23 protein-coding genes are annotated in these 24,038 nt (G+C 64.9%); 10 read left to right on the top strand and 13 right to left on the bottom strand.

Annotated elements, in window-relative coordinates; all coding sequences use genetic code 11:
* Positions 1–298: 298 nt before the first annotated feature.
* Positions 299–1,423 carry an NADH dehydrogenase subunit gene (locus ACJ70B_RS11445; RefSeq protein WP_408957117.1) on the bottom strand — a complete coding sequence of 375 codons (1,125 nt, stop codon included), beginning with the start codon at positions 1,421–1,423 and terminating at the stop codon, positions 299–301.
* A 129-nt stretch (positions 1,424–1,552) separates the two neighbouring features.
* Entirely contained in the window at positions 1,553–2,398 is an 846-nt protein-coding gene (gene truA, locus ACJ70B_RS11440) for a tRNA pseudouridine(38-40) synthase TruA (RefSeq protein ID WP_408957116.1), read from the bottom strand.
* A 220-nt stretch (positions 2,399–2,618) separates the two neighbouring features.
* On the opposite strand from truA, the gene ACJ70B_RS11435 reads away from it, so the two are divergent.
* The gene (locus tag ACJ70B_RS11435; RefSeq protein WP_408957115.1) at positions 2,619–4,133 is read left to right on the top strand and encodes a family 43 glycosylhydrolase; all 1,515 of its coding nucleotides are present in this window, start codon (positions 2,619–2,621) and stop codon (positions 4,131–4,133) included.
* Between the two features lie 255 nt (positions 4,134–4,388).
* Here the strand turns inward: ACJ70B_RS11435 and ACJ70B_RS11430 are convergent, their stop codons facing one another.
* The 3 genes from ACJ70B_RS11430 to ACJ70B_RS11420 form a co-directional block, all read right to left on the bottom strand.
* Positions 4,389–4,910 (bottom strand): hypothetical protein, encoded by a 522-nt coding sequence (locus ACJ70B_RS11430; RefSeq protein WP_408957114.1) that lies wholly within the window; start codon positions 4,908–4,910, stop codon positions 4,389–4,391.
* A gap of 96 nt (positions 4,911–5,006) precedes the next feature.
* Positions 5,007–5,750 (bottom strand): SDR family oxidoreductase, encoded by a 744-nt coding sequence (locus ACJ70B_RS11425; protein ID WP_408957113.1) that lies wholly within the window; start codon positions 5,748–5,750, stop codon positions 5,007–5,009.
* 86 nt (positions 5,751–5,836) lie between these two features.
* The gene (locus ACJ70B_RS11420; RefSeq protein WP_408957112.1) at positions 5,837–7,369 is read right to left on the bottom strand and encodes a carboxypeptidase M32; all 1,533 of its coding nucleotides are present in this window, start codon (positions 7,367–7,369) and stop codon (positions 5,837–5,839) included.
* Positions 7,370–7,676: 307 nt separating this feature from the next.
* On the opposite strand from ACJ70B_RS11420, the gene ACJ70B_RS11415 reads away from it, so the two are divergent.
* Positions 7,677–8,045 carry a hypothetical protein gene (locus ACJ70B_RS11415; RefSeq protein ID WP_408957111.1) on the top strand — a complete coding sequence of 123 codons (369 nt, stop codon included), beginning with the start codon at positions 7,677–7,679 and terminating at the stop codon, positions 8,043–8,045.
* 36 nt (positions 8,046–8,081) lie between these two features.
* Here the strand turns inward: ACJ70B_RS11415 and ACJ70B_RS11410 are convergent, their stop codons facing one another.
* Positions 8,082–9,176 (bottom strand): M20 family metallopeptidase, encoded by a 1,095-nt coding sequence (locus ACJ70B_RS11410; protein ID WP_408957110.1) that lies wholly within the window; start codon positions 9,174–9,176, stop codon positions 8,082–8,084.
* Between the two features lie 193 nt (positions 9,177–9,369).
* Here ACJ70B_RS11410 and ACJ70B_RS11405 point away from each other — a divergent pair, with 193 nt between their 5' ends.
* Together ACJ70B_RS11405 and ACJ70B_RS11400 are read left to right on the top strand one after the other, a co-directional pair.
* Entirely contained in the window at positions 9,370–11,247 is a 1,878-nt protein-coding gene (locus ACJ70B_RS11405; protein ID WP_408957109.1) for a PINc/VapC family ATPase, read from the top strand.
* Between the two features lie 322 nt (positions 11,248–11,569).
* On the top strand, positions 11,570–12,487 hold the full coding sequence (locus ACJ70B_RS11400) for an NAD+ synthase (RefSeq protein ID WP_408957108.1): 918 nt from the start codon (positions 11,570–11,572) through the stop codon (positions 12,485–12,487).
* Between the two features lie 44 nt (positions 12,488–12,531).
* Here ACJ70B_RS11400 and ACJ70B_RS11395 read toward each other — a convergent pair whose 3' ends face one another.
* The 6 genes from ACJ70B_RS11395 to ACJ70B_RS11370 form a co-directional block, all read right to left on the bottom strand.
* Positions 12,532–12,945, bottom strand: a complete 414-nt coding sequence (locus ACJ70B_RS11395; protein ID WP_408957107.1) for a hypothetical protein — start codon at positions 12,943–12,945, stop codon at positions 12,532–12,534.
* Positions 12,946–12,991: 46 nt separating this feature from the next.
* Complete coding sequence (locus ACJ70B_RS11390) at positions 12,992–13,285, bottom strand: helix-turn-helix domain-containing protein (protein ID WP_006180348.1); 294 nt, start codon at positions 13,283–13,285, stop codon at positions 12,992–12,994.
* A gap of 293 nt (positions 13,286–13,578) precedes the next feature.
* Complete coding sequence (locus tag ACJ70B_RS11385; protein ID WP_408957106.1) at positions 13,579–14,763, bottom strand: DUF5305 domain-containing protein; 1,185 nt, start codon at positions 14,761–14,763, stop codon at positions 13,579–13,581.
* A 147-nt stretch (positions 14,764–14,910) separates the two neighbouring features.
* Positions 14,911–16,086, bottom strand: a complete 1,176-nt coding sequence (locus ACJ70B_RS11380; RefSeq protein WP_408957105.1) for a signal peptidase I — start codon at positions 16,084–16,086, stop codon at positions 14,911–14,913.
* Between the two features lie 156 nt (positions 16,087–16,242).
* Entirely contained in the window at positions 16,243–17,388 is a 1,146-nt protein-coding gene (locus tag ACJ70B_RS11375; RefSeq protein ID WP_408957104.1) for a CARDB domain-containing protein, read from the bottom strand.
* 46 nt (positions 17,389–17,434) lie between these two features.
* The gene (locus ACJ70B_RS11370; RefSeq protein WP_408957103.1) at positions 17,435–17,788 is read right to left on the bottom strand and encodes a hypothetical protein; all 354 of its coding nucleotides are present in this window, start codon (positions 17,786–17,788) and stop codon (positions 17,435–17,437) included.
* Between the two features lie 426 nt (positions 17,789–18,214).
* Between ACJ70B_RS11370 and ACJ70B_RS11365 the strand changes: the two genes are divergently transcribed.
* The 4 genes from ACJ70B_RS11365 (at position 18,215) to ACJ70B_RS11350 (ending at position 22,313) form a co-directional block, all read left to right on the top strand.
* Positions 18,215–18,784: a hypothetical protein gene (locus tag ACJ70B_RS11365; RefSeq protein ID WP_408957102.1), complete on the top strand. Its 570-nt coding sequence runs from the start codon at positions 18,215–18,217 to the stop codon at positions 18,782–18,784.
* A gap of 457 nt (positions 18,785–19,241) precedes the next feature.
* Positions 19,242–20,069, top strand: a complete 828-nt coding sequence (locus ACJ70B_RS11360; RefSeq protein WP_408957101.1) for a hypothetical protein — start codon at positions 19,242–19,244, stop codon at positions 20,067–20,069.
* A 110-nt stretch (positions 20,070–20,179) separates the two neighbouring features.
* A complete protein-coding gene (locus ACJ70B_RS11355) occupies positions 20,180–20,497 on the top strand; it encodes a hypothetical protein (RefSeq protein WP_408957100.1) in 318 nt (105 codons plus the stop codon).
* Position 20,498: 1 nt separating this feature from the next.
* Positions 20,499–22,313, top strand: coding sequence for a ribosome biogenesis/translation initiation ATPase RLI (locus ACJ70B_RS11350; RefSeq protein ID WP_408957099.1), 1,815 nt, complete (start codon positions 20,499–20,501; stop codon positions 22,311–22,313).
* Between the two features lie 34 nt (positions 22,314–22,347).
* Here ACJ70B_RS11350 and ACJ70B_RS11345 read toward each other — a convergent pair whose 3' ends face one another.
* Positions 22,348–22,869 carry an archaemetzincin family Zn-dependent metalloprotease gene (locus ACJ70B_RS11345; protein WP_408957098.1) on the bottom strand — a complete coding sequence of 174 codons (522 nt, stop codon included), beginning with the start codon at positions 22,867–22,869 and terminating at the stop codon, positions 22,348–22,350.
* 39 nt (positions 22,870–22,908) lie between these two features.
* Between ACJ70B_RS11345 and ACJ70B_RS11340 the strand changes: the two genes are divergently transcribed.
* Positions 22,909–23,313 carry a UPF0146 family protein gene (locus ACJ70B_RS11340; RefSeq protein ID WP_408957097.1) on the top strand — a complete coding sequence of 135 codons (405 nt, stop codon included), beginning with the start codon at positions 22,909–22,911 and terminating at the stop codon, positions 23,311–23,313.
* An 87-nt stretch (positions 23,314–23,400) separates the two neighbouring features.
* Positions 23,401–24,030, top strand: coding sequence for a DUF3267 domain-containing protein (locus ACJ70B_RS11335; RefSeq protein WP_408957096.1), 630 nt, complete (start codon positions 23,401–23,403; stop codon positions 24,028–24,030).
* The last annotated feature ends 8 nt before the right edge of the window (positions 24,031–24,038 follow it).

Raw genomic sequence — 24,038 nt, 5'->3', positions numbered from 1 at the left:
CCCGTTGTTCGACGCTCCCGCTGTCGAGTCGGACGCCGCTGCCGAGTCCGCGCCCGTCGAATCCGGCGACGACTGAGACGGCCCACTGGACGTAGTTCCGGCGTCCTCGGGACCCGGCTTCCGGGGGATGCCGGTGCCCAGATACAACAGCCCGCCTGACTCGCACACGGCCGCGCGCTCGAGGGACGTTCGCGCCGACGCGACGACTCGAGCGGACGCGACCGTCGCTTTGGATTCGCGTCTCGGTCCGAAAACCGACGGCTGTCGGGCTGAGACGAGCTAGTCGCCGGTGGTCGTTTCAAGCGGTATCGGCGGCGATCTCGACGTGCGTCTCGGTGATGGCGATCACCTCGCCGTCGACCGAGGCATGATGCGGAATGCCGATCCCGTTCGGCGGCGGTGTCGCGACGACCGTCCCGGTCTCGACGCGATCGCCGGGTTCGACGGCGGGAACGGCGGGACTGACTGTTCCTTCGAAATCCGGGTTCGTGATGAGCGGGATGCGAACGATGTCCGGCTCGAGCGTCGCCGTCGGTTCGGTCTCCATCGGTCCGGCCGTCCAGTCAGTCGACTCGAGCACGTCGATCCGGCCGCCGCCGAGCGCGTGTTCCTCGACGGTCGATTCGTCCAGTACCAACAGCCCGTTCGTCGACTTGTCGACCGCGAACTCCTCCGGCGGCGTCTCGATCTCGAAACACCAGCCAGGGCCGCCGGACGCGAGCACCGCGTCCGACGGAAGCGCGTCCGGCGGGCGGCCCGCGGCCGACAGGAGCGCGCTCGCGGGCGTTCCGATCGGAACCTCGAGAAACCGATGCCGCGGGACGGCCCCGTCGACGTGGACGTACGTGTGCGTGACCGGCGTTTCGTCGGTCAACGCGCGATGGATGTTGGCCATCGTTTCGGTGTTTTGAACGAGCCAGCCGTGGTCGGTCGGAAGGTCGTTGCCGACCACGGTATCGGCGACGACGTTGAGGAGGACGCTCTCCATTCCATACTGGTAGCGGGCGTCGGTGTACGCGAACACGACGCCGGACGCGGCGTCGGCATCGAGCGGCAGGTCGTCCGGCGAAACCACCGTCCCGCCGGTCTCGGCCTCCAGTTCGGTCATGTATTCGTCCCGATCCGTCCACTTGGCGCTGACCACCACGGTTTCGAACGTGTCCTCGAGCAAGGCATCGAAGAGCGCCGCGAACTCGGCCGCACGCGACATCCCCAGCCACTTGTCGACGAAGAAGTTCGGCTCGCTCTCCTGGTGGTTCACCAGCAGATGATCCGTCGAAGCCACCTGCTCCCACTTCGCATAGGACGGGAACCCGGCACCGCCCGCGCCCGCGATACCGGCGTTTCGAACGCGTTCGACGCCGCTATCACGAATCGCCGGCCACTCTGACAGCCGATCGAATCTGCGTGTCCCTCGTGCCATGACGAGCATTCCTACGAATCGATGGCGCGTACGGATTCTGCCGCATGCGTGAGGCTACTTTTATACCTCCGTCCAAGTATTGTGATGACATCGCACAGGCGACAACGACCATCGGATTTTACGCGGGAATCACCGCAGTCCGTCCGCAACCTGCTCGGCCACCCGCGCGCCCGTTCGTTGGTCGATCCGCCGGCGTTCGAAGACGGCTCGAGCGCTGGCGGCCGCCTCCTCGTCGATCTCGAACGCGAGGGCCGGATACTGCACGTCGGTCAACACCAGCGGCTCCGGTGGAGCGGGCGCGATCCCCTCGTGACCGGGGAGCGGTTCGGGCGCGAGGGCGCGATCGACCTTCTCGAGGGGCGCGTCGCCGGTTCCCACGTCGCGAGCGAGTGACACCAGCCGGCGTACGAGTTCGCGGGCGAAGCCGCCGGCGCTGACGGTGAGAACGAGGTAGTCGTCGTCCCGGCGGACGGCGATCGACGGCGAGCGCTCGGTATTGCGGTCGTCCGGCGTCAGATTGTGGAAATCGTGAGTGCCAGAAAGCGCTTCGCAGGCGGCACGAAACCGATCGTCGTCGACGACAGAATCGGCGGGTTCGGAGTCGAGCGGCGCTTCCGTCGGGGCATAGAGGTGATAGGTGTAGGTGCGGCGGCTCGCGTGGTGGGTCGCGTGGAACTCCGCGGGCGCGTCGGCGGCCGCCCACGCCCGAACGTCGGCGGGGAGTTCGGCGTTGAGCGCGCGGGGCTCGAGCCAGTCGGGGGCCTCGAGCGCGATCGTCTGGGCGAGCGCGGAGACGCCCGCGTCGGTCCGGCCGGCCGCGGCGTAGCCGTCCGGTTTGTCGGCGCTTGGGTTAAGAACCTCGAGCGCGCGTAGGGCGTCGAAGATCGCGTCCTCGACGGTGGAAACGTCGGGCTGGCGCTGGAAGCCGTAGTAATTCGTCCCGTCGTAGGCGATCCGAAACGCGCGCAGTGACATCGGCACTCGAGTCGATCCAGCGCGGCCAGCGTGTTATACCGTTCGCTGTGGCGACGGACGCCGCCGCCGTCGCTCGGGATAGCGATCGGTGAGTAGTTGCACTGCCCTTGATCGAGGTGATAAACGGAGCAATCCGGACGAGATCGCGGAACCCGATATCGTTTGTTTGCCTTAATACAACTATAATTAAAATAGTGGAGAAGGTGTTGTATTCCCGAGCATGTCCAATGGTAATGGTCACGCAGAAGTGGAACGACGAAGCGTCCTAAAAGCAATCGGGGCCGGTACGCTCGCGACTGCAGGTGCAGTTGCGACGAGCGGGTCCGCAGCCGCCGATGCCAGTTCAACTCACTATCACAATCCGGTCGGTCCGATCGGGTTCGGTGACGTAAGCGCCATCCAGGCCGATGACGGCACCTATTACGCGTACGGGACCGAGACGCCAAACGACATCGTCCCGATAGCGACCTCGGACGACCTGGTGAACTGGACCTACATTGGTTCGGCGCTCGACAGCTATCCCGACTGGCGCGACAACGCCGACGCCGGCGTGTGGGCTCCCGATATCAACTACTACAACGGCCAGTACTACCTCTACTACTCCTACTCGACGTGGGGAAGTTCCAACAACCCCGGAATCGGCGTCGCGACGGCGGACTCACCGGACGGGCCGTTCGAGGATCAGGGGCCGGTATTCAGGGCCGCAGACCTCGGCATGACCAACTGCATCGATTCGGAGTTTCGCGTCGTCGACGGCACGCCGTACCTCGTATGGGGGAGCTGGTACGGAATCTACGGCGTCGAACTCACGAGCGACGGCATGGAGTACGTCCCGGGTACGACGTTCCACCTCGCCGGTGACAGCCGCGAAGGCGGAATGATCGTCCGCGAGAACGGCTACTACTACCTGTTCTACTCGACCGGCCACTGCTGTGAGGGCTACGACAGCACCTACGAGGTCGAGGTCGGCCGCTCCGAGTCGTTTGTCGGCCCCTACTACAACCAGAACGGGACCGATCTGCGCGACCTGAACGAGCACCGCAGCGGCGTGTCGGTCCTCCACGGAACGGACGAGTTCACCGGACCCGGCCACAACACCGCGATTCGGGACGACGCCGGCGACTGGTGGATGCTCTACCACGTCGAGGCCACGACCGACCAGGAAACCCGCACGATGATGATCGATCGGATCCAATGGGAAAACGACTGGCCGGTCGTCGCCTGCGACGGGACGCCGAGCACGCAGAGCCCGATGCCCGGCACTGGCAGCTACGACTGCGGCAACTCCACCAACACCACCGGCATCACCGAGGGGACCTATACGATCACGAACGTCAACAGCGGCATGCTCCTTGAGGTCGCCACGGCCGGGACGAGCGACGGCGATACCGTCCGCCAATACAGCGATACCGGACACCCCTGCCAGCAGTGGGACGTGATCGAGACGAACGGCGGCGGTACGGTCCACCTCCGAAACGTCCACAGCGGGAAACTCATGGAAGTAGCCGGTGGCGATACGAGCGGCGGTGCGAGCGTCCAGCAGTACGCCGACACCGGCCACGCGACCCAGGACTGGCGCATCGTCGACAACGGCAACGGAACCTACCGCATCGAGAACGCCAACAGCGGCAAGGTCGCCGAGGTCAGCGACGCGAGCACGGCGGCCGGGGCCGACGTGGTCCAGTGGGCGTGGCACGGTGGCTCGAACCAGCGGTGGCTGTTCGACCCAGTGTGACAGTGTAACGGCGGCTCCCTGCCGACCGGGCGTGTTGACGGCAGTTCCGACTCGTCGGTCCCCCATTCTCGCCGTCGGGGCGAGGCCTGCGATACCGAAAGGGAGTCTCTACCTGAGCTCCGATGGGACCAGCGTCTCCACTCGAGAAAGCAGCGTTTCGCTCACGGACCCAATCGCTCGCTCGAGATCGGACGACCAGCGACGAGAACGAACGAACCGACCCCCGGTCCACTTCGAGGAGACACCGCTGGCGACCTACCGTTCGTCGTCGGGGTCGAACCGGTCAGGATCTGGCTCGTGAACGTCGAATTCGTCGGTTCCCGACTCGCCGATATCGGAATCGTCGAGGTCGAAGGCGTCGGTCTCGAGCTCCGAGCCGTCGGCGCTGATGGCCCCGTCTTGGACCTCGATGGTAACGCCGTCCTCGCCGTTGCCCATGCCAAGCAGTCGGCCGGTCGCCGACTCGACTTCCTGATTGACCGACCAGACGAATCGCAGGACAGACTCGAGTTCGGTGCCGGCCTCGCGGACCCCCCGTCGGGGTGAGAGATCACCCAAACTCCGTGCGCCCTCGGGGTGGAGGTACTGGATCGGATGATCGGTCGGTACCTCACGGAGGTCGACGTCGAACGACCAAAGATATGGGAGGGCCTGGAGGGCGTAGCCCTGCGGTTTCGGCGCTCGTCGGCCGGCAGCGCTCAGCACGATCGTCTTCGCCGTCGATTCGCCGTCGGTGTCGAAGTAAACGCCGGGGACACGCGGAATGGAAACTCGCATACCCGTGGGAGGGACCGGGAACGGGTGAGTCCGCACCCGGCATTCACAGCCTCGTTTTATACGATCGCGGTCGAGCCGATCGCCGCGTCGCCGCCGTCAGTGGAACGTGTCTGCGAACTTGTCTCGGCGGTTGATGTCGAGTTCGCTGATGCTCGAGCCGCCGCGGCTTGCAGCGAAGCGGATCGCTTCGGCGACCTCCTCGGGTTCGGTGACCGACCCTTCGTCGAACCGCTCGGCGAAGGACTCGCCGTAGGTCGCCCCGAACTCCGAGCGGACCTCGGCGGGGTTGACGATCGTGATGCCGACATCGTCAGCGCCGACTTGCGCCGCGAGGCTCTTGGCGAAACCCCGGACCCACCACTTCGTGGCAGCGTAGACGGGGTTAGACGGCCGCGGGTGCCGGCCGGCGAAGCTGGCGACGAAGATCAGGTGGCCGTCGCGCTCGCGGACGTGGGGCAGCGCCGCCCGCGTCGCGTAGAAGACGCCGTCGACGTTGGTCTCTTGCATCGTCTCGTAGTCGTCGGTCGACAGCGACTCGACCTCGCCCCCGCGAGCCAGTCCCGCGTTGTTCACCAGCACGTCGATCCCGCCGAACGCCTCGACCGTCGCCTCGAGGAGCGCGTCGACCTCGTCTTCGTCGCGGATATTCGTCGGCACGACCAGCGTCTCGGCGTCGTGGGTCGTCTCGAGATCGTCCGCGATCTCGGTCAACCGGTCTTCGCTGCGGGCCGCGAGGACGACGTTCGCGCCCGCGGCCGCGAGTTCGTGGCAGGTCGCCGCGCCGATACCGGAACTTGCACCCGTGACGATCGCCGTTCCCTGCTCGAGTGTCTCAGCCATCGTCCGACGCCTCGACGGGCAGCGACCTAAAATAGCGGGTTGCAGCCGGTGAGAGAGCGAATCGCGCGAGCGAATCCGATAGCGCGTCAGTAGTCCTCGAGGTCGTACAACTCGCCGTACTTGTCGGTGACGTACTCGAGGAAGTAGTCGGCGGTCAGGTCCTCGCCGGTGGCTCGCTCGATCAGGTCGGGCGTGACGTAGCGCTTGCCGTGCTGATGGACGTTCTCGCGGAGCCAGCCGTTGAGCTCGTCGAACTCGCCCTCGCGGAGCTGCTCGTCGAACGGGCCGCGGTCCGCTGTCGCCGCCGCATACAGTTGCGCCGCCAGCACCGACCCCAGCGAGTACGTCGAGAAGTACCCGAAGTCACCGTGGGACCAGTGGATGTCCTGCAGACAGCCCTCGGCGTCGGTCTCCGGGCGCACGCCGAGGTACTCCTCGTACTTGTCGTTCCAGACCTCGGGCACCTCCGAGACCTCGAGGTCGCCCCGGATCAGATCGCGCTCGATCTCGAAGCGGATCACGATGTGGAGGTGGTAGGTGAGCTCGTCCGCCTCGACCCGGATGAGGTTGTCGTCGTGGACCTGATTGGCGGCCTCGTACGCTTCGTCTGGGCTCACGTCTGCGAGTTCGGGGAAGCGTTCGCGGGCGATCGGGAGGAAGTGCTCCCAGAAGGGACGCGAGCGGCCGACGTGGTTCTCCCAGAGCCGCGACTGTGACTCGTGGACCGAGAGGTCGCGAGCCTCGCCCAGCGGCGTGCCGTAGCCCTCGTCGGGCAGGCCGAGCGTGTAGTTGGCGTGGCCGAACTCGTGGATCGTCGAGGTGATCGAGCCGAGCAGGTCGTCCTCCTCGAACCGGGTCGTCACGCGGGCGTCGAACTGCGTCCCCGAGGAAAACGGGTGCGGCGCGGTGTCGAGCCGGCCGCGGTCCCAGTCGTAGCCCAGCGAATCCAGTACATCGCGCGCGAGGGCCTCCTGCTCGTCGTCGTCGAACTCGCCCGCGAACGCCTCGGTCTCGAGTTCCGCGTCGCTGTCCTGAACCGCCTCGATCAGCGGAACGAGCTCCTCGCGCAGGCGCTCTAAGACGCGTTCTGCCGTCTCGAGGTCGATGTACGGCTCGTAGTCGGCAAACAGCACCGCGTAGGGATCGGCGTCGGGATCGATGTGATTCGCGTACTCCCGTTTGAGGTCGACCAGTTTCTCGAGGGTCGGCGCGAACTGCTCGAAGTCGTCCTCCTCGCGGGCCTGTTTCCACGTCGGGTGGGCGTTCGACGCCGTCGCGGAGATCTCCTCGACCAGTTCCTGTGGCACGCTCGTCTCGCGGTCGTACGTCCGGCGAAGCTCGCGGACGACCGCGGCCCGCTCGTCGGCGAGGTCCTCGCCCTCTAACTGCTCGAGCAACCCGCCGGTTTCGTCGGCGGTCAACAGCTCGTGGCTGAGCGAGGACAGCGTCGAGAGCTGCTGTGCGCGGGCCGGCGTCCCCTCGTCGGGCATCACGACCTCCTGATCCCACTGGAGGATACCGGCGGCGTTACCGACGTTCGAGATTCGTTTGACGCGCCGTTCGAACTCCTCGTACGTGTCGGCCTCGCTGGCATCGCTGCCGGCTTGATCGGTCGCCATGGGCGTATCATTCGCGCGGACCCGGCATCAACGTCGTGGTTCCGGCTACCGAGTGCGCGGAACGTGTCGCGCCGCCGGCGAACGCATCCACCGACCGGCGGCCGATCAGACGCTGGCGCTCGAGCGCGACCGAGAGCCGGCCGCTCGAGCCGTAATACCGACAGACATCTCGACGTCCGAGACTGTCCCAGCGTCGTCGGAACGGCGTCGTCAGAGGCTCGCTTCGGAACGAGTGCGAACCCGTGATAGCTGGGCAGAACGTGCAAGCAACGGACTGTTGCACCGAATCGACGTAGGACGGATCGTTATGGCAGTCGCCTCACCGATCGCGTCGATCGTCGTGTTCCTCGTGAGCCTGCTGATCGGTGCGCTCGGTATCTACGCGGGTGCGCGGCTCATCGTCGGTCGGACGAGCTACGATCACGCCGTCGTCACCGCGTTGATCGGTGCGATCGTCTGGGCCGTCGTCGGCTTCCTCGTCGGCTGGATCCCCCTCGTCGGCCCCCTGCTCGTCCTCATCGCCTACATCGCGGTGATCAACTGGCGCTATCCCGGTGACTGGACCGCCGCGGCGATGATCGGGCTCGTCGCCTGGATCACCGTCCTGATCGTCCTCTACGTCCTCGCCGTGATCGGCGTCGCGAGTTTCGGCGCGATCGGCGTCCCAGGTGCCTGATCGATCGAACGGCACCGACGAGACGCGTCGACCGCGTCACCGCGCCGGCGGCCACGTCTCCGCGACCCGCCGGTAGGTCTCCCGACAGCGCTCGAGGACGGCGATCGAGACGCTCTCGTCGTCGGTGTGGGCCTCGCCCGGCTCCGAGGGGCCGGAGACGACACACGCCGTACCGGCCGCCGAGAGCCAGCCCGCGTCGGTCGCGTGCGGTTTCGTCACGAGTTCGGGCGCACCGCTCTGTGCACCGTCGGCGGCCGCGAGCACGGCCTCGGCGAAGGCCTCGTCCGAACACTCCATCGGAGGCCAGTCCTGATCGACCGTCCACTCAATTCCCTCGAGCTGCGCGACGTCCTCGAGGGCGGCGCGCTCGCCCGGCACCGTCCGCTCGTCGATCGTGAACTCGCAGCGCGCGGGGACGACGTTCCAGGCGGAGCCGCCCTCGATCTCCGTGACGGTGAGCCGACCGTTGAGGGTCTCGCCGGCCACGTCGACCGACGGGGACTCGAGGTCGCGCACGCGGTCGACGGCCGCGGTGGCCCGGTAGATGGCGTTCTCGCCGGCGTCGGCCTCGCTGGCGTGGGCCGCGGTCCCGCGAGCGGTGATCGTGCTCCCGCGCCGGCCCTTGTGGGCGACGGCCACGTCGGTCACGTCCGGGCCGGAGTAGTTCGTCGAGCCCTCGCCGACGATCGCATAGTCGGGGGCGAACCCCTCGTCGATCGCGTGCTGGGAGCCGACGCCGCCGGTCTCCTCGCCGACGAAGCTCGCGAAGACGAGCTCGCCCGCGGGGTCGGCCGCGCGGAAGGCCAGCAGAGCGGCCGCGACCGCGCCTTTCATGTCCGCCGTCCCGCGGCCGTAGAGCCGGCCGTCACGTTCTTCGACGACGTATTCGGTCGCGCCGTCGCCGTCTGCGGCGACCTGCGACTCGGCCGGTGCCACGACGTCGTGGTGGCCCACGAACGCGAGTGACTCGTCGCCCGACCCCTTTCGGGCGATCACGTTGCCGATGTCGTCTCGCGATACATCGGCGTCGGTCTCGCGGCGCAGCCACTCCGCTATGAAGTCGCCGGCGGCGGTCTCGTCCTCGTGGCTCGGGATCGAAACGAGATCGCGCGTCAGCTCGACGAGAGTCATAGCAGTTGTCTCGACGGCCGCGATGTTCAGTCCACCGAAAGGGACGATCGTCGTCCGGGAACCATTGCAGTGGCTGCTATAGCATTCCGTGTGTGTCCGACAGAAACACGCGTCGCGGCCTCACGGGTCACGAGACCGCAGCGCGTGGCGATGCTGTGAACACCCTTATAATCGTACGACGACCAGTTCACGTATGAACGTCGTGCCGGATACGAGCGTGGTCATCGACGGCCGCGTCTCGGCGACTATCGAAGACGGGCAGTTCGAGGGAGCGACGATCTGCGTGCCCGAGGCGGTCGTCGCGGAACTCGAGGCGCAGGCCAACGACGGGATCGACAGCGGCTGGGACGGCCTAGAGGAACTCCAGCGGCTGGCCGAGCTGGCCGACGACGGCACCATCGGCCTCGAGTACGTCGGCGAGCGGCCCAACGCCATCGAGCGGGGCCACGCCTCCGAGGGCGAGATCGACGCCCTGATCCGGGACCTCGCGGAGGACCTCGAGGCGACTTTCGTCACGAGCGACATCGTGCAGGCCGAGGTCGCACAGGCCAAGGGGCTCGACGTCGAGCACGTCTCGCCCGAGGTCCGGGAGGTCGGGACGCTCGCGATCGAGGACTTCTTCGACGAGCAGACGATGAGCGTCCATCTCAAGACCGACGCCGTCCCGAAGGCCAAACGTGGCGAACTCGGCGCGATGCGCTATGAATCGATCGCCGACGAGCCGATCGACGAGGCGACGATGGACGAGTACGCCCGCGAGGTCGTTGAGGGCGCAAAGGAGACGCCCGGCGGCTTCATCGAGCTCTCCGAGCCCGGGATGAAGATCGTCCAGTTCCGGGACTACCGGATCGCGATCGGCCGCCCACCGTTTTCCGACGGCATCGAGATCACGGCCGTCCGCCCGATCGCCCAGACCGACATCGAGGACTACGAGCACGCCGACGAGCTGAAAGAGCGCCTGCTCGAGCGCCAGCGCGGCGTCCTCATCTCGGGGGCACCCGGGGCCGGGAAGTCGACCTTCGCGCAGGCGGTCGCCCGCTATATCTCAGATCACGACTACTCGGTCAAGACGATGGAGAAACCGCGGGACCTGCAGGTCGGTCCCGACATCACCCAGTATACGGAGCTGGGCGGCCAGATGGAAAAGACCGCCGACGCCTTGCTGATGGTCCGGCCGGATTACACCATCTACGACGAGGTCCGCAAGACCAACGACTTCGAGGTGTTCTCCGATATGCGGCTGGCGGGCGTGGGCATGATCGGTGTCGTCCACGCGACCCGGCCGATCGACGCCCTCCAGCGGCTCGTCGGCCGCGTCGAACTCGGGATGATTCCCCAGGTCGTCGACACCGTCGTCTACATCGAGGCCGGCGAAGTCGAGACCGTCTACGACGTGCGAACGGAGGTCAAGGTGCCCGCCGGCCTCACCGAGGAGGACCTCGCCCGGCCCGTTATCCAGGTCACGAACTTCCAGACCGACGAGCCCGAGTACGAGATCTACACCTTCAACCGCCAGGTCGTCACCGTCCCACTCAAAGACGAAGAGGGCGGTCCCGGTAGCGAATCCGGCGTCGACCGCATCGCGAAACAGGAGATCGAACGCGAGATCCGCTCGGTCGCCCGCGGCTACGTCGACGTCCAACTCAAGAGCCAGGATAAGGCCGTCGTCTACGTCGAGGAAGACGACATCTCGAGCGTCATCGGCAAGGGCGGCGGCCGGATCTCCGACATCGAGAACCGCCTGGGGATCGACATCGACGTCCGGACCCACGACGAGAATCCCAATTACGGCGCGGGCGGCGCTGGCAGCGGTGCGAGCGCCAACGGCGGCGCTGGCGGCGCGTCGCAGGCCGGCCAGATGGTCCAGCCCGAAATCACCTCGAGACACATCGTCATCCCGGTCGACGGCAACCACGGCGAGACCGTCGAGGTCCAGGCCGCCGGCGACTACCTGTTTACCGCGACGGTGAGCCGCGGCGGCGAAATCCAAGTTTCGCGAGGGAGCGGGATCGCGGAGGAACTCGAGCGAGCGATCGATCGGAAGGATCCAATTACGATCGTTCCGTCGTAAGCGGTTCGTGATGTCTTCGCGAGTGAAGAGCGAAGGATCGGCGAGGGTCCGATCACGGTCGTCCCCTCCTGCGGGAATCGAATCGCGAGTGAGCAACGCGAACTGGCGGCGCTTTTGGTGACGCTCTTGCGGAGAGAAGGAGTCGTGGGTAAGCGGGCCAGGTAGCGGGGCTCCGAAGGCGACCGCTCGTCTGGGCAGTGAAACGGCCGTAGTTTGCCCGTGTGACAAGGAATCAAACTCGAACTACTAGCTGTTTAAGGAGTAGCTTCTTATGTGAAACGATTGTCCGGAGAAATAGCGTGAACCAAAGTGATCGCACCATATGAGTGTAGATAAGAATACGTTCGTCTATTCCGGAATCGAGCACACGAACGGACCGTTTTACACCGACCACCGATCGCTCGAGGTGATCCGTGAGCAGATCGTCACCGATATCGAGGCGACCGTCGCCGACGCGGGTGCCGACGGCGTCGTCGTCGCAATGAGCGGCGGCATCGACTCGACGCTGACGACGGCGCTGGCGGTCGAGGCCGTCGGAGCGGCGAACGTCCTCGGACTCGGGCTGCCCTGCACCATGACCGAGACGGCCCACGTCAGCGACGCCCGGACGATCGCGGCGGGGATGGGCATCGAGTTCGCGGAGCTCCAGCTCCGGCCGCTGCTCGCGGCTTTCGAGGACACTGTCGCAAGCGAACTCGAGGCGACAGCGGACGACGCGGACCGACCGAACGAGCGCAACCGCGAGCTCGGGAACGCGACGGCGCGGCTCCGGATGGTCACCGCTTACTACGCGGCGAACCGGCAGTCGCGTCTCGTCCTCGGGACTGCGAACCGGTCCGAGGTGTTGCTCGGATACGTCACCAAGCACGGCGACGGGGCGGCCGACGCCTATCCGATCGGCGACCTCTACAAGACGGAGGTTCGGGCGCTGGCCGAACATATCGGGCTCCCTCGCCGAATCATCAGCAAGGAGCCGACGGCCGGTTTCTGGGCCACCCAGACCGACGCCGACGAACTCGGCGCGCGGTACGACGTCATCGACCCACTGTTGTACCGACTGGTCGACGAAGGTCGTTCGCTCGAGACGGCCGTCGCCGACCTCCGGATCGACTCCGATACCGCCGACGAAATCGCGACGCTACACGCCGAAACCGCCCATAAGCGGTCGCTACCGCCGACGCCGGGGATCGCCGGTCGGAGCAACCGGGGGTCGGTCGACGGTGCGGACGGACTCGAGTGAGTCGGCGACGAGAGCCGCCGCCCGGTCGGGCGATTCGAACGGCGTCAGCGCTCGAGGCCGCCCGCGTACATCGCCGGGTTGCGCCACCAGAACAGCCCCCACGCCAGCAAGAACCCGGCAGCCATCGCGAGGATGTCAAGCAGGAAGCCGGGGAGTCCCAACTCAGCCACGGCGACGAGTGCAATCGCCGATCCCATCGCCGCCCCCGTCACGACGAACAGGATGTCGCCGACGATTTTCGCCCGCGACGCCTCCCAGTACTCCTGGCGGTCCTCGTCGTACCAGATCCCGACGTAGATCACCACCGGCGACATGGTCGCGATGACCGTGATCGCCCGGTACGTCTCCGGGAAGACGGCCGGCACGAGGACGAGCAGATTGAGGAGATTAGCGATGAGAACGGCCACAAACAGCCCAATCATCAGCCAACCCCAGCGCGGTAACCGCTCTTTGTCCATACTGTGAGACGATCACCGGGAGAAAATAACGCTACCGTTCGAACCGTTATTCAGCGCAGCAGGCGTCCTTTTTCGGGGACTCCTCGACGCCGTTGCCGTCGGCCGCGACCGGTTCCTCGAGCCGGTAGAGGCTCTGGCGAGCGTCGGCAAAGTAGATGTCCTCGTCAACGATCCCGATCTCTTCGAGTCGCTCGAGGGCATACCGCACTGTCCGAGCCGAGAGCATCGACTCCTCGACGATTTGTTTTTGGGTCAGCGGCCCGTCATACTCGAGAACCTTGAAGACGAGTTTCGCACTCGGTGGCAAGTCTTCGATCTCCTCCCCGTCGGTCTCTGCCATATTACGAATCGAAAGGCCCCAGCAGTATAAAAGTTGAGCCTTACTCCAGTGGGAATCGTTATATATCGCGATGGATGCGAACGGTAAACACCAGTCTGAGCCCTCGAGCGGCGAGATACGAACGTCGCGCCCGCTCGACCGACACGTATGGCCCGTGGTGACCGTCAGCGTACCGGACGGGTTCGGCTATGAGGGACCAAAGCGATCGGCGCGATCGCCGAGTAAACCGTGTGCCGCCGAATCGATCAGAGAAGCGAGCATGCGACGGTCACTGGGCACCGACCACAAACCGGTTAGAGTTGCTCCCAGACGTCCTCGTCGTCCTCGAAGGCGTCCTGTTCGTCGGGCGAGGCGAACGCATCACCGCCTCCGAGTTCCGAGAGATCGCCGGTGGAGAGTTCGCCGTCGGCGTCGACGACGGGCGATTGATCCTCGAGGTCCATCTCCGGCCAGGCGGTCTCCTCCCAGAGGCCGCGGTCGCTGTAGTAGTAGACGACGCCGTCATTGACGACCGCGAAGAGACCGCGTTGCTCGTCGTGGACGACGCGTTCGTTGGTATCGATGGCGACGTCGACCACGTCTTCCAACGTATCGAGCGAGACGTGGTAGTCGCCGATCCACATCGGGATCGAGCCCTGCGAGATCCACTCGGCGTAGCGCCGTTCGTGGACCGCGCGCCGAGCGGTCTCGACGTCGGTCGCCGAGCGCCGGACGACGATCGCAGCACCGGCAAGCGAGAGCGTCCCGAGCACCGATAGTCCGCCGATCAGCACCAGGCTTCGGGACTCGGTCGTCCGCTCGACGCCGCTTTGGTAGCTCTTGGTCGCCGAGTCGGACAGCGAGCCGTCCACCCAGTACGCATCACCCGCGATCTGCAGTGGCGCAGTCGTCGTCAACGTCCCCGATTGACGGCCGGTGTCGTAGGTGACGCGAAGTTCCATCGTGAGCGAGACCGAGCCGATGCCGCTGACCTCGCGCTGGAGTTGCCGCTGTCGCTGGCGGTAGTCTTCGATATCGATGGTCGCCTCCGATGTGGCGACGCCGTTTTCGACCGACGGCGACTCCCGTAACACCTCGTAGGTCTCGTTCCAGAACGTCGAGTCGTCGCGGGTCGCACTGAAGCGAAGGACGAGCTCGTGGGTCACGTTCGCATCCTCGAACGAGCCACCGCCGCTTGTCTCCCGCAGTTGCGTTTTCGGCGTGACCGTCAGCTCCGGCGAGGCGTTTACGACGTAGACCGAGTTATTGGTGAGCTGTTCGCCCTCGTTCCAGAGCGTCCCGTTCTGGGTGACGATCGCGCTGGTACCCACCTCGGTCGTGACGCGTTCCTCGCCGAACTGCGGCGTGGTCGTCGTCACCGGATTCGCGACGGCCCAACCGCTCGCGCCGATGGCGAGCACGCCGACGACAGCCAGCGCGATTACGATCGCTCGGCCGCTTCGTGCGAGCAACAGGTCGAGCCGCGGGTTATCGATCACTCGTGAGACACCTACCGAACTGCGATTGGTCCTGCCGTCCGTCCGTCCCGCGGGCCACCGGCCCAGACAGGTCGGGTTCCAGAACAATCACGGATAGGTGAAAGAAATCGATCATTATAAGCATAGTGGCTCTTCGCCAGTCAACGATCAGTCGCGAAGCCACTTCCGAAGCGTTCGTTGGAGGCGGGTCGACAATGGGACGTGATCGCCCGGCGTTCGAAACCGGATGTCGCCGCTGCCGAAGACCGCGAGGACGATCGCGACGGAGACGCCGACGACGACGCCGTTGACCGCGGCGATCGCAACGAGCGGGTGGACGCCGTGGAGCCAGACCAGTACCGATGGAGGCAACACGGCAAGATAGCGGTACTCACCGAGGTGGCGCGTGTACTCCCCGGTTTGCTCCGGAGCGGAAAGCCGCACCGTGGCCTCACCGCTGCCGCGAACGCTAACCGTCTGCCACTCCGGCACGGCCTCGATCCCGCCGCTTTCGGCCTCGTGGACGACCACTACCGGCAGATAACCGGCGTTGTCGACGGTGCGCGTGAGTTCGGCCGTCGCACCGGGCGCGACGACCTGCGGATCGTCGTTGGGCGACTCAGTACTGACGAGCTCGTACTCGTAGGTCCCCGACGGGACGACCATCGCCGCGGTCGCGAACGTGACGAACACGAGCAAGACGAGCCCAAGCGCCGTCCAGAACGCGATCACGTTCTCGCGGGAGCGCCGCCGGGTCATCTCCCGGTGTTGTGGCGCGAGGCGCTCGAGGACGATGCCGAAGCCAAGTAAGGCGACGCCGACCGCGACCAGCATCGATCCGAGGCCGTCGGCGGTAGCCGTCGTCGTCACGCCGACGATCGACGCGGCCGTGCCGTAGGCCCGCTCCGCGAGCCCCTGTACCCCCATGATAGCGGTCCCGAGGTGAGGGATCGTCACGACTGTCCCGCGAATCTGCAACGCTTCGGCCACGATCTGGCCGTCCTTGACGGGGGGTTCGCCGCCGTCCTGATCGGTAAACGGGTTCGCGTCCCCTTTCGTCACGTAGCCATCGTCGGTCTCCTCGACGACGCGATGGGTCGTCAGCCCGCCGCCGTGAAGGTCTCTGGCCTGATAGACGACGACATCACCCTCGTCGACATCGCCGGCGACGACGCTCGGGACAGCGACGAAGCCGTCACCGGCGTCTATCGTCGGTTCCATGCTGCCGGTCGCGACGTAGCCGAGGAGAATCGGTTGCCCGAGGAGTTGGCCGACCAACAGGAGAACGACAACCAGCCCGATAACGAAGCCGAACCCTCGCCTGATGAGCGCGGCGGCGGTCATGGGCGAGACACGAGGACAGTCATGATTGGCTGACGGTTCGGCTTCACTATAACTCTGCTCAGATATAAAGCCCGCGAGAGGTCCGACGATGGTGACTCGAGGTCGAGAGACGAGGAGTCGCCGTCGCACCCGATCCGGCGAACCGACCCACGAACCTTATCGAAGGATCGTCCAGCGGCGGTTCGCCGTCACCGCGAGGAACAGTAGCCCCGCCGTCGCCGGCGGTGCGAGCGCCGCCGTCATCGCCGCCGGGAGCTCCCGGTTTCGAACCGTGAACGGTCCTGGCTCCTCGACCGTCACCGCCCCCGCAGCCACCCCGCTAACTTCGATGTCGTACGTCCCCGGCTCGGCGAACGCCCGCTCGAAGGACACCGTCCGTTCGCCGTCGGCCGGAATCGAGACGGCCCGGCTCTCGACGACGATCCCGTCGACCGCCAGCTCGAGCGTGCGATCGACCGGCGCGTCCGTCGGGTTCCTGACCGTCGCTTGCACCGCCGCCGATCCCCCAGCGGTGACGGTCCCGTCGCCGACGGAGGCGTTGACCACCTCGATCGGCGGCCCCTCGACGGTCACCCGCCTGCTCCTGACTCCCTCGACGCCGACCTCGTACGTCCCCGGCCAGTACATCGTCCGCTCGAACGCGACCGATTTCGTCTCGCCGGGCCGCAACTCGAGCCTCTTCTGATCCACGACCGTCCCGTCGACCGTTAGCGACGCCGTGGTCGTCCCCGTTTCGTCGCCGTCGTTGCGGTACGTGGCGGTCGCCGTCAGCGTGTTGCCGGTCTCAAGTGCCGTCGACGAGACGGAGACGGTCGTTCCCTCGACCACCGGCTTCGGCTCGGGGTCGAATTCGTCGTCGTACTCCACCGTGACCGAAAACGTCTCCGTCCCGCTCCGAACGGTGTGGGTGTCGACCGCGACGCCGATGCGTGCAGCGTCGCCGGTCGATAGCTCGAGCGGATTCGATTTACTGACCACGTCGGTCGGATCGTCGCCTCTGTAAAACGTGAGCCCCGCGATGTCGTTCTCGATCCAGATCCGCTTGACGTCGCCGTCGGTGACCGTGATCGCGAAAACGTCGTCTGCACGAGTGATCGCGCGGTCGTTGAGTTTCTTTATATCGAGTCGGAGGGTCTGCCCGTCGATGGTCGCATATCGACTATTGGCGGTCGACGTCGGAGAGAGCTCGACGGTTCCGGTACCGGTCTCGGTCGACTCGCCATCAGTGACCAGAACTGCGCCGGTCGGAACGATAAATAGAACAACGACTCCGATCGCGATCAGGATGGATCGAAGGATCATTTTCGATAGCTTCTACGCAGAGAGAATCAGATAGCTCGCTCTGTGATTACTGTACAGAGATCGTTATGGAATCGCCGATATCACTTTGCGTAGTAGTGCCCGTGAGATCGAAGGAGATACTCGCAGTGATCGTATTCCACGAAGTGCCATCGTGTGTCAGCGTGGACGAATCCAGCGTCACCGACGGCTGCGTGCCGTTGTTGACGCTAACTGACACGGTGTAATCACTGCTGGTATCGGCGTCGCCGTTCAGCGTTATCCCGAACTGATTTCCCAGGTCCGTGACCGCGTTTTTGTTTAGGCTCGTCAACTCGAGTTTCAGTTGATTGTTCTCTGTGATCGCGTACTTTCCGGACGGGTTTAGCGTGACGAGCGCGCTGGAGTCACCGGTCGTGGACACATTGATAGTCCGGTCTGCCTGGACGCTACTGAACGCACCCGTCCCGAGCGCGGCTCCGCCACCTGCGACAATCGTTCCCAGTCCGACTAACACGTTACGTCGATTCATTCTCATTGGTATGATCACCGTCCCGCGTCCCAGCACCGGTCTGTGGCGGGTGCCGGAACGCAGTTCTTACCGATACCCACGAACGTCACCCACTTTGTATTGAGTATCCAGAACGGGCGAAAGACCGGCCATACGTCCCTTCAAGTCGGTCTTGAACTGTCTGCTGTGGTCGTCGGTCGGTGCAAGCACCGGCTGAAACGTCCCTCGTGGAAGTGCGAGCCATCGGAATTCGGGAAATCCGAACTGCGAAAGAAGCTCCGACTCGTCGGCAACAAGCGTTATGTATCAGCAGAACAGTCATTCACACTGATCAGGGGGATGGGGGCCAGCGAACGCCGATCGACGACGGCCGGGCCGACAGGGCAAAACGAGCAGTCGCGAGAAGGCGAAGTTTTCGACCTACTGAGTAATCAGCGCCGCCGGTACGCCATCCACTACTGCAAGCGTGAAGACGAGCCCGTCACGCTCGGCGACCTCGCCGAACACGTCGCCGCCTGGGAACTCGATAAGGAGATCGCGGAGATCACGTCAGCGGAGCGAAAACGCGTCTATACCTCGCTCCAGCAGACGCACCTTCCCACGCTCGAGCGAGCAGACATGATTAAGTTCGACGATCGGACGGTCGAACTCACTGATGAAGCGGCTCGGCTGGACGTTTACCTCGACATCGTCCCCGACGATTCGGTCCCGTGGGGCGTCTACTATCTCGGCTTGACGGCCGTCGGCTCGGTCGTGATGGGTGGATTGTGGCTCGGGGTCGTACCGACGGAGACGATATCGGAACTCGGCTGGGCGACGCTGGTGGTTGCGCTGTTTGGCGTCTCTGCCGTCGTTCACGTCGTCCAGAATCGGCGGATGCGACTCGGTGAGATGGACCGGCCGCCATAGCCATAACACGGATGGACGGTCATCGCGGTTCACCAATCGCTACGGGCGGAGGTATGATAGCCGGACGTTGCGTCTCGTCGCGTGTGGCCGACCGCAGCACAAACGTCACAGGACTCGAGGCGTGATCCCGAGCGGGTCGCCGATACAGACCGTCCGCTCTGTTCACACCGCTACTCGAAAACGCGGTGTTCGAACGCGCGAAATCGAGTCGAGGGTTCAGTTACCAAGAAACGGGGCCGTATCGATTCGTACGTGTCGGATCCGACGCCCACCGACCAGCAATAAACGCAGTAAACGGTTTGAAAGGTAGACTGTGCTTTTACCCAGCCAGTCCGACGGACTAAATACGCCGCAACGTGGATCTCACGGAGCAGATCCCGACAGAACGAAACGCGCGGCGCAAGGGGGAACGATGGGCCAGAACTCGATCACGAAGGCTGGAGCGATAGTAGTACTAGTGGGGACGCTCTTACTGATCGGACCGTCGTTTGGCTTCGGTTCGTTCGCGGCCGATCGCACCACGAACGCTCAGACTGCTGTGGATGCAAACGCCTATCTCGGTATCGAGAGTGCAGGCGACGTAAGCGGTACGGGACTGCGAGCCGACAGTAGCCCGCTTCGCGTTGGGACCCTTACTAACAACGTCGACGAATCGCTCGAGGTGCAAGACGTGACGGTCCAATCCATCGGCGATGGGAGCGTCGACGATGGTCTGTTAACTGTCGCAGCACCGATAACCGGCGATACGATTGCCGTCGGCGAGTCCGAACCCGTTACCGTCGAGTGTGCGGCCAAACAGAGCGTCGGCCCACAAAACGTCGTGATTCGCGTCGATGGCGTCGAGGGGACGACGATTCGCATCGCGAAGCCGACGTTCAATGCGACCGTCGACATCCAGTGTGGGCAGGGGAAATTTACCGGCGCTGCGGCGTTTAACGCGAGTGACGTTCCCGCCAGTGGGACGACGCAGACGGTCTCGTTCACTGCCGACGGCCTCGGGAGTAATGGCGTTGCGACGATTAATTTCTCCGACCCGCAGAACGCCGGTGGCATCGACTACAGCGACGTGAGGGACGGCGACATCACCCTCCGGAACGGGAAAGGGAGCGCGTCGTTCGATCCGCAATCGTCACAGCTCACGTACAACACGCAGGGCAACGAAAAAGGGACGATCACCATCGAAATTTCGAACATCGATGTTATCGGCCCGTCCGGTGAGTCCTATCAGGTGACCTACTCGGATAGCAGTAATCGTAACGACGGAGATGTATTCGAAATTACGTAATCGGACGGCCGCTCACGTACTACCTGCACGAGGAGGGACGCGAAACGCCGCGGACGACACCCGTCGGCCAATGCGAACGCCTTTTTAGCGCCGGCCCCGCAGGTTTCTCTATGTCGACTGAATCGATCAGCGACCGACGCGAACACATTCGCTCGGTCAGCGTGACTGCTTTGTCCGCGCTGCTGGGTGTCGGCGCGGCACTGGCCTCCGCAACCTGGATCGGACTGTCCGAGGCGGCGGCCCAGAACACGCAGGCGCTCGCGTTCGTACTGGGTGCGATCCTCGTCCAGTATCTGCTCATCAACGCCTCGGGAATCTACGGCGAGGACGAATTCGGGACGAAACACTACCTGTTCGTCGCGTTCATGACCTTCGCGCTCTGGTTCGTGACGTGGGGGATCCTCCTCACCGCGGAGGCGTCGGGCTAACATGGCCGACGATAGCATCGCCGTCGTAGACCTAGACCGGTGTCAGCCCGACCGGTGTAGCTACGAGTGCAAGAACTACTGCCCGCCGAATCGCACCGGCAAGGAGTGTATCACCCTCCGCGGCGAGGAGGCCGACGAGGGCCAGCCCGAGCAGATCCACATCTCCGAGGAGATCTGTCTCGGCGAGAGCTGCGGGATCTGCGTCGAGAAATGTCCGTTCGACGCCATCGAGATCATCAATCTGCCGAATGAGCTACAGGACGATCCCGCTCACCGCTACGGCGAAAACGCCTTCTCGCTGTACGGACTGCCCGCGCCACAGGAAGGGCAGGTCACCGGTATCCTCGGCCCCAACGGAATCGGGAAGACGACCGCCGTCCGCATTCTGGCGGGCGAACTCGAGCCAAACCTCGGCCGCTACGACGAATCCCCCGGCTGGGACGAGGTCCTGGAAGCGTACCGTGGGACCGAACTGCAAGATTACATCGCGGACGTCCGCGACGGCGACGTGACGATCGCCCGAAAGCCACAGTACGTCGACCAGATTCCGAACAGTTTCGACGGCAACACTCGAGAACTGCTCGAGCGAACCGACGAGCGCGGAGCCCTCGAGTCGCTGGTCGAGCGCCTCTCGCTCGAGCCGGTCATGGAGCAGTCGATCGACGATCTCTCGGGCGGGGAACTCCAGCGGGTCGCGCTGGCGGCCACGCTGGCTCGAGACACGGACTTCTACTTCCTCGACGAGATCACGCCGTATCTGGACATCGGCCAGCGCGTGACGGCGGCGCGGCTAATCCGCGAACTCGCCGAGGAGGAGGACAAGTCGATGCTGGTCATCGAACACGACCTCGCAATTTTGGACCTCCTCGCCGACACGTTGCACGTCGCCTACGGTGAGCCCGGCGCGTACGGCGTTATCACGTCGCCGAAGTCGGTCCGCAACGGGATCAACGAGTATCTCTCGGGCTATCTCGACAACGAGAACATGCGGATCCGTCCGGATCCGATCCAGTTCGAGGAACACGCGCCCCGAAGCGTGAGCCGCGCCGAGACGCTCGTCGAGTACCCCGATCTCACCAAGCGCTACGGCGACGGCGAGTTCTCCCTCGAGGTCGAGGGCGGCGAGATCCGCGAAAACGAGGTGCTCGGAGTCGTCGGCCCCAACGGGATCGGGAAGTCGACGTTTGCAAAGCTGCTGACGGGCAACCTCGAGCCGACCGAGGGCGACGCCGATCTCGACCTCGAGATCGCCTACAAGCCCCAGTACGTCACGATCGACCAACACATGCGAGTCGACGCCTTCCTCTCGTCGATCACCGACCAGTTCGGCTCCTCGTACTGGAACACCGAGATCGCCCAGCCCCTGCAGTTAGAACGGATCATGGAGCAAAACCTCGCCGACCTCTCGGGCGGGGAGCGCCAGCGGGTCGCGATCGCCGCGTGTCTCTCCGATTCGGCCGACCTCTACCTGCTCGACGAGCCCTCCGCGCATCTGGACGTCGAACAGCGGGTCCAGGCCACCAAGGCGATCCGGCGCTACGCCGAACAGCAAGACGCCACCGTGTTGGTCATCGACCACGACATCTACATGATGGACCTGCTCGCCGACCGTCTCATGGTCTTCGACGGTGAGCCCGCCGTTCACGGCCGCGCCGGCCAACCTCAGCCGATGCGTGACGGCATGAACGAGTTCCTCGCGAACCTCGAGGTGACCTTCCGCCGGGACGAGCGCACCTCGCGACCGCGGATCAACAAGCCCGAGTCCCAATTGGATCGCCAGCAGAAAAGCGACGGCGAATATTACTACGCGCCGTAAGCCGTCGATGTTCGGCGTTCGTGTCGAACGGTAATCAGCTTATCAGCCGCTGACAGCTCCCACAGAGGTTCTCCTCTTTGATGTCGACTTCGCGGACCGTCGGAGAGAAGTTCATGACACAGCGGTTGTTATCGCAGTGCTCGAGGCCGTAGGTGTGGCCGATCTCGTGGACGATTTCCTTGCGAACGCGGTCCTCGAAGATGTCGGCGGCGCTTTGATTCGAGAAGCCGCCGTCGCTCGAGGTCTGGAGGCGGTAGGTCGAGACGACGCTCCCGCTGCCGTCGAGGTAGGCGAGGCCGAAGACGTAGTTGCGGCGTCGGTAGAAGAGATCGTGGGGGGTGATGGCGATGTTCTTCTCGCCGCGGCCGACTCGTTCGGCGAGTTGGATGAACGTCTCGGCGGAGTACTGGTTCCGGTCGGAGTCGTAGGCTCCGTTTGGGACCGACTGCGAGTCGTTAATCGACACGTCGCAGTCGTAAACCGATCGCAACGCGGTGGAGGACGCCCGCTTGACCTCTGCGGGGACGTTGCCGACCGGCACGATATCGACGAGCATGGAAAGTGGTATGACCGCGGGCGGCATAAACGTCCCGCTGTGGGCCACTCTCCCAGGGATTTTGGGTCGCTGCTCGAGTGCCTCGCCGACTACGAGCGCGTCGTCGAGATCGGGATCGGCCGCCGGACCGACACCGCTCGAGCGCTGGCGGACCACGGGGTGTCGGTCACTGCGACGGACGTTCACGACCGAGCGGTTCCCGACGGTGTGACCTTCGTGCGCGACGACGTCGTCGACCCGGAGCCGTCGGTCTACGCGGGCGCGGACGCGATCTATGCACGGAACCTGCCGCCGGAACTCCACCGGCCGGCGCTCGCGGTGGCTCGAGACGCGGACGCCGAGTTTCTGTTTACGACGCTCGGCGGCGATCAGCCGGCGGTGCCGGTCGAGCGAACGCCGATCGAGACGGGGACGTTGTACGTGGCTCGGCCCCTGCCGGAGTGACAGAGCGGACGCGAGCGCTAATGGGGGCTGACACCGAGATCCAAACAGGTCGAACGGATTATTAGTCGCGGGATCGTTTCAGCGATCGTGAACGTAAGCCAGGCCGTGCAGGGAATCGGCGGGCTCGTCGCACTCGCGGTGATCGTCGTCGCCATCGGCGTCGCCGTGACCGCGGGTTGGTATCTCGTCCGCCTCGGGACGGCTCCGGGGATCGTCGTCCACGAAGCCGCGCACGTGTTGGCCTGCCGTCTCGTCGGCGTCCCGGTATACGATGTCAAGTTCTTCGGCTTCGGGGTGCCGGCCGGGTACGTCCGCCACGGCGAGCCGGCGCGCTATCGACGGCTGTTCGCGATCAGCGTCGCGCCGTTCGTCGTCAACACCGTCGCCGCGTTCGCCGCGTTTTCCTGGCTCGCGGTCCTCGTGAAGACCGGCGACGTTCGGGCCTCGAGCGGGATGCTCGTCATGGCGATCGTCTCGGGCTGGCTGGGGCTGTCGGTCGGGATGCAGGCGTTTCCGAGCACGGGCGACGCGCGGGCGCTCTGGGACAGATCTCGGAGCGAATGGCGGCGCTCGCCGGTCGTCTTGCTGGGACTACCCGTGATCGTCGTGATCTACGTCGCGAATCTCCTCTCGTGGGTGTGGGCCGACGTGTGCTACGCGCTCGGGCTGGGAATCGCGGCGTTCGCGCTCGTCGGCGTGCAACTGCCGCTCCTATAATCGGGTCG

Source organism: Natrinema sp. 74 (assembly GCF_046097095.1).
GTDB lineage: Archaea > Halobacteriota > Halobacteria > Halobacteriales > Natrialbaceae > Natrinema.
Note: the sequence above shows the minus strand (reverse complement) of the source record. Positions and strands in the feature narration are given on the sequence as shown.

Coding starts and splice junctions, on each gene's coding strand:
- ACJ70B_RS11445 (WP_408957117.1), bottom strand. CDS start 1,423: ATGGCACGAGGGACACGCAGATTCGATCGGCTGTCAGAGTGGCCGGCG.
- truA (WP_408957116.1), bottom strand. CDS start 2,398: ATGTCACTGCGCGCGTTTCGGATCGCCTACGACGGGACGAATTACTAC.
- ACJ70B_RS11435 (WP_408957115.1), top strand. CDS start 2,619: ATGTCCAATGGTAATGGTCACGCAGAAGTGGAACGACGAAGCGTCCTA.
- ACJ70B_RS11430 (WP_408957114.1), bottom strand. CDS start 4,910: ATGCGAGTTTCCATTCCGCGTGTCCCCGGCGTTTACTTCGACACCGAC.
- ACJ70B_RS11425 (WP_408957113.1), bottom strand. CDS start 5,750: ATGGCTGAGACACTCGAGCAGGGAACGGCGATCGTCACGGGTGCAAGT.
- ACJ70B_RS11420 (WP_408957112.1), bottom strand. CDS start 7,369: ATGGCGACCGATCAAGCCGGCAGCGATGCCAGCGAGGCCGACACGTAC.
- ACJ70B_RS11415 (WP_408957111.1), top strand. CDS start 7,677: ATGGCAGTCGCCTCACCGATCGCGTCGATCGTCGTGTTCCTCGTGAGC.
- ACJ70B_RS11410 (WP_408957110.1), bottom strand. CDS start 9,176: ATGACTCTCGTCGAGCTGACGCGCGATCTCGTTTCGATCCCGAGCCAC.
- ACJ70B_RS11405 (WP_408957109.1), top strand. CDS start 9,370: ATGAACGTCGTGCCGGATACGAGCGTGGTCATCGACGGCCGCGTCTCG.
- ACJ70B_RS11400 (WP_408957108.1), top strand. CDS start 11,570: ATGAGTGTAGATAAGAATACGTTCGTCTATTCCGGAATCGAGCACACG.
- ACJ70B_RS11395 (WP_408957107.1), bottom strand. CDS start 12,945: ATGGACAAAGAGCGGTTACCGCGCTGGGGTTGGCTGATGATTGGGCTG.
- ACJ70B_RS11390 (WP_006180348.1), bottom strand. CDS start 13,285: ATGGCAGAGACCGACGGGGAGGAGATCGAAGACTTGCCACCGAGTGCG.
- ACJ70B_RS11380 (WP_408957105.1), bottom strand. CDS start 16,086: ATGACCGCCGCCGCGCTCATCAGGCGAGGGTTCGGCTTCGTTATCGGG.
- ACJ70B_RS11375 (WP_408957104.1), bottom strand. CDS start 17,388: ATGATCCTTCGATCCATCCTGATCGCGATCGGAGTCGTTGTTCTATTT.
- ACJ70B_RS11365 (WP_408957102.1), top strand. CDS start 18,215: ATGGGGGCCAGCGAACGCCGATCGACGACGGCCGGGCCGACAGGGCAA.
- ACJ70B_RS11355 (WP_408957100.1), top strand. CDS start 20,180: ATGTCGACTGAATCGATCAGCGACCGACGCGAACACATTCGCTCGGTC.
- ACJ70B_RS11350 (WP_408957099.1), top strand. CDS start 20,499: ATGGCCGACGATAGCATCGCCGTCGTAGACCTAGACCGGTGTCAGCCC.
- ACJ70B_RS11345 (WP_408957098.1), bottom strand. CDS start 22,869: ATGCTCGTCGATATCGTGCCGGTCGGCAACGTCCCCGCAGAGGTCAAG.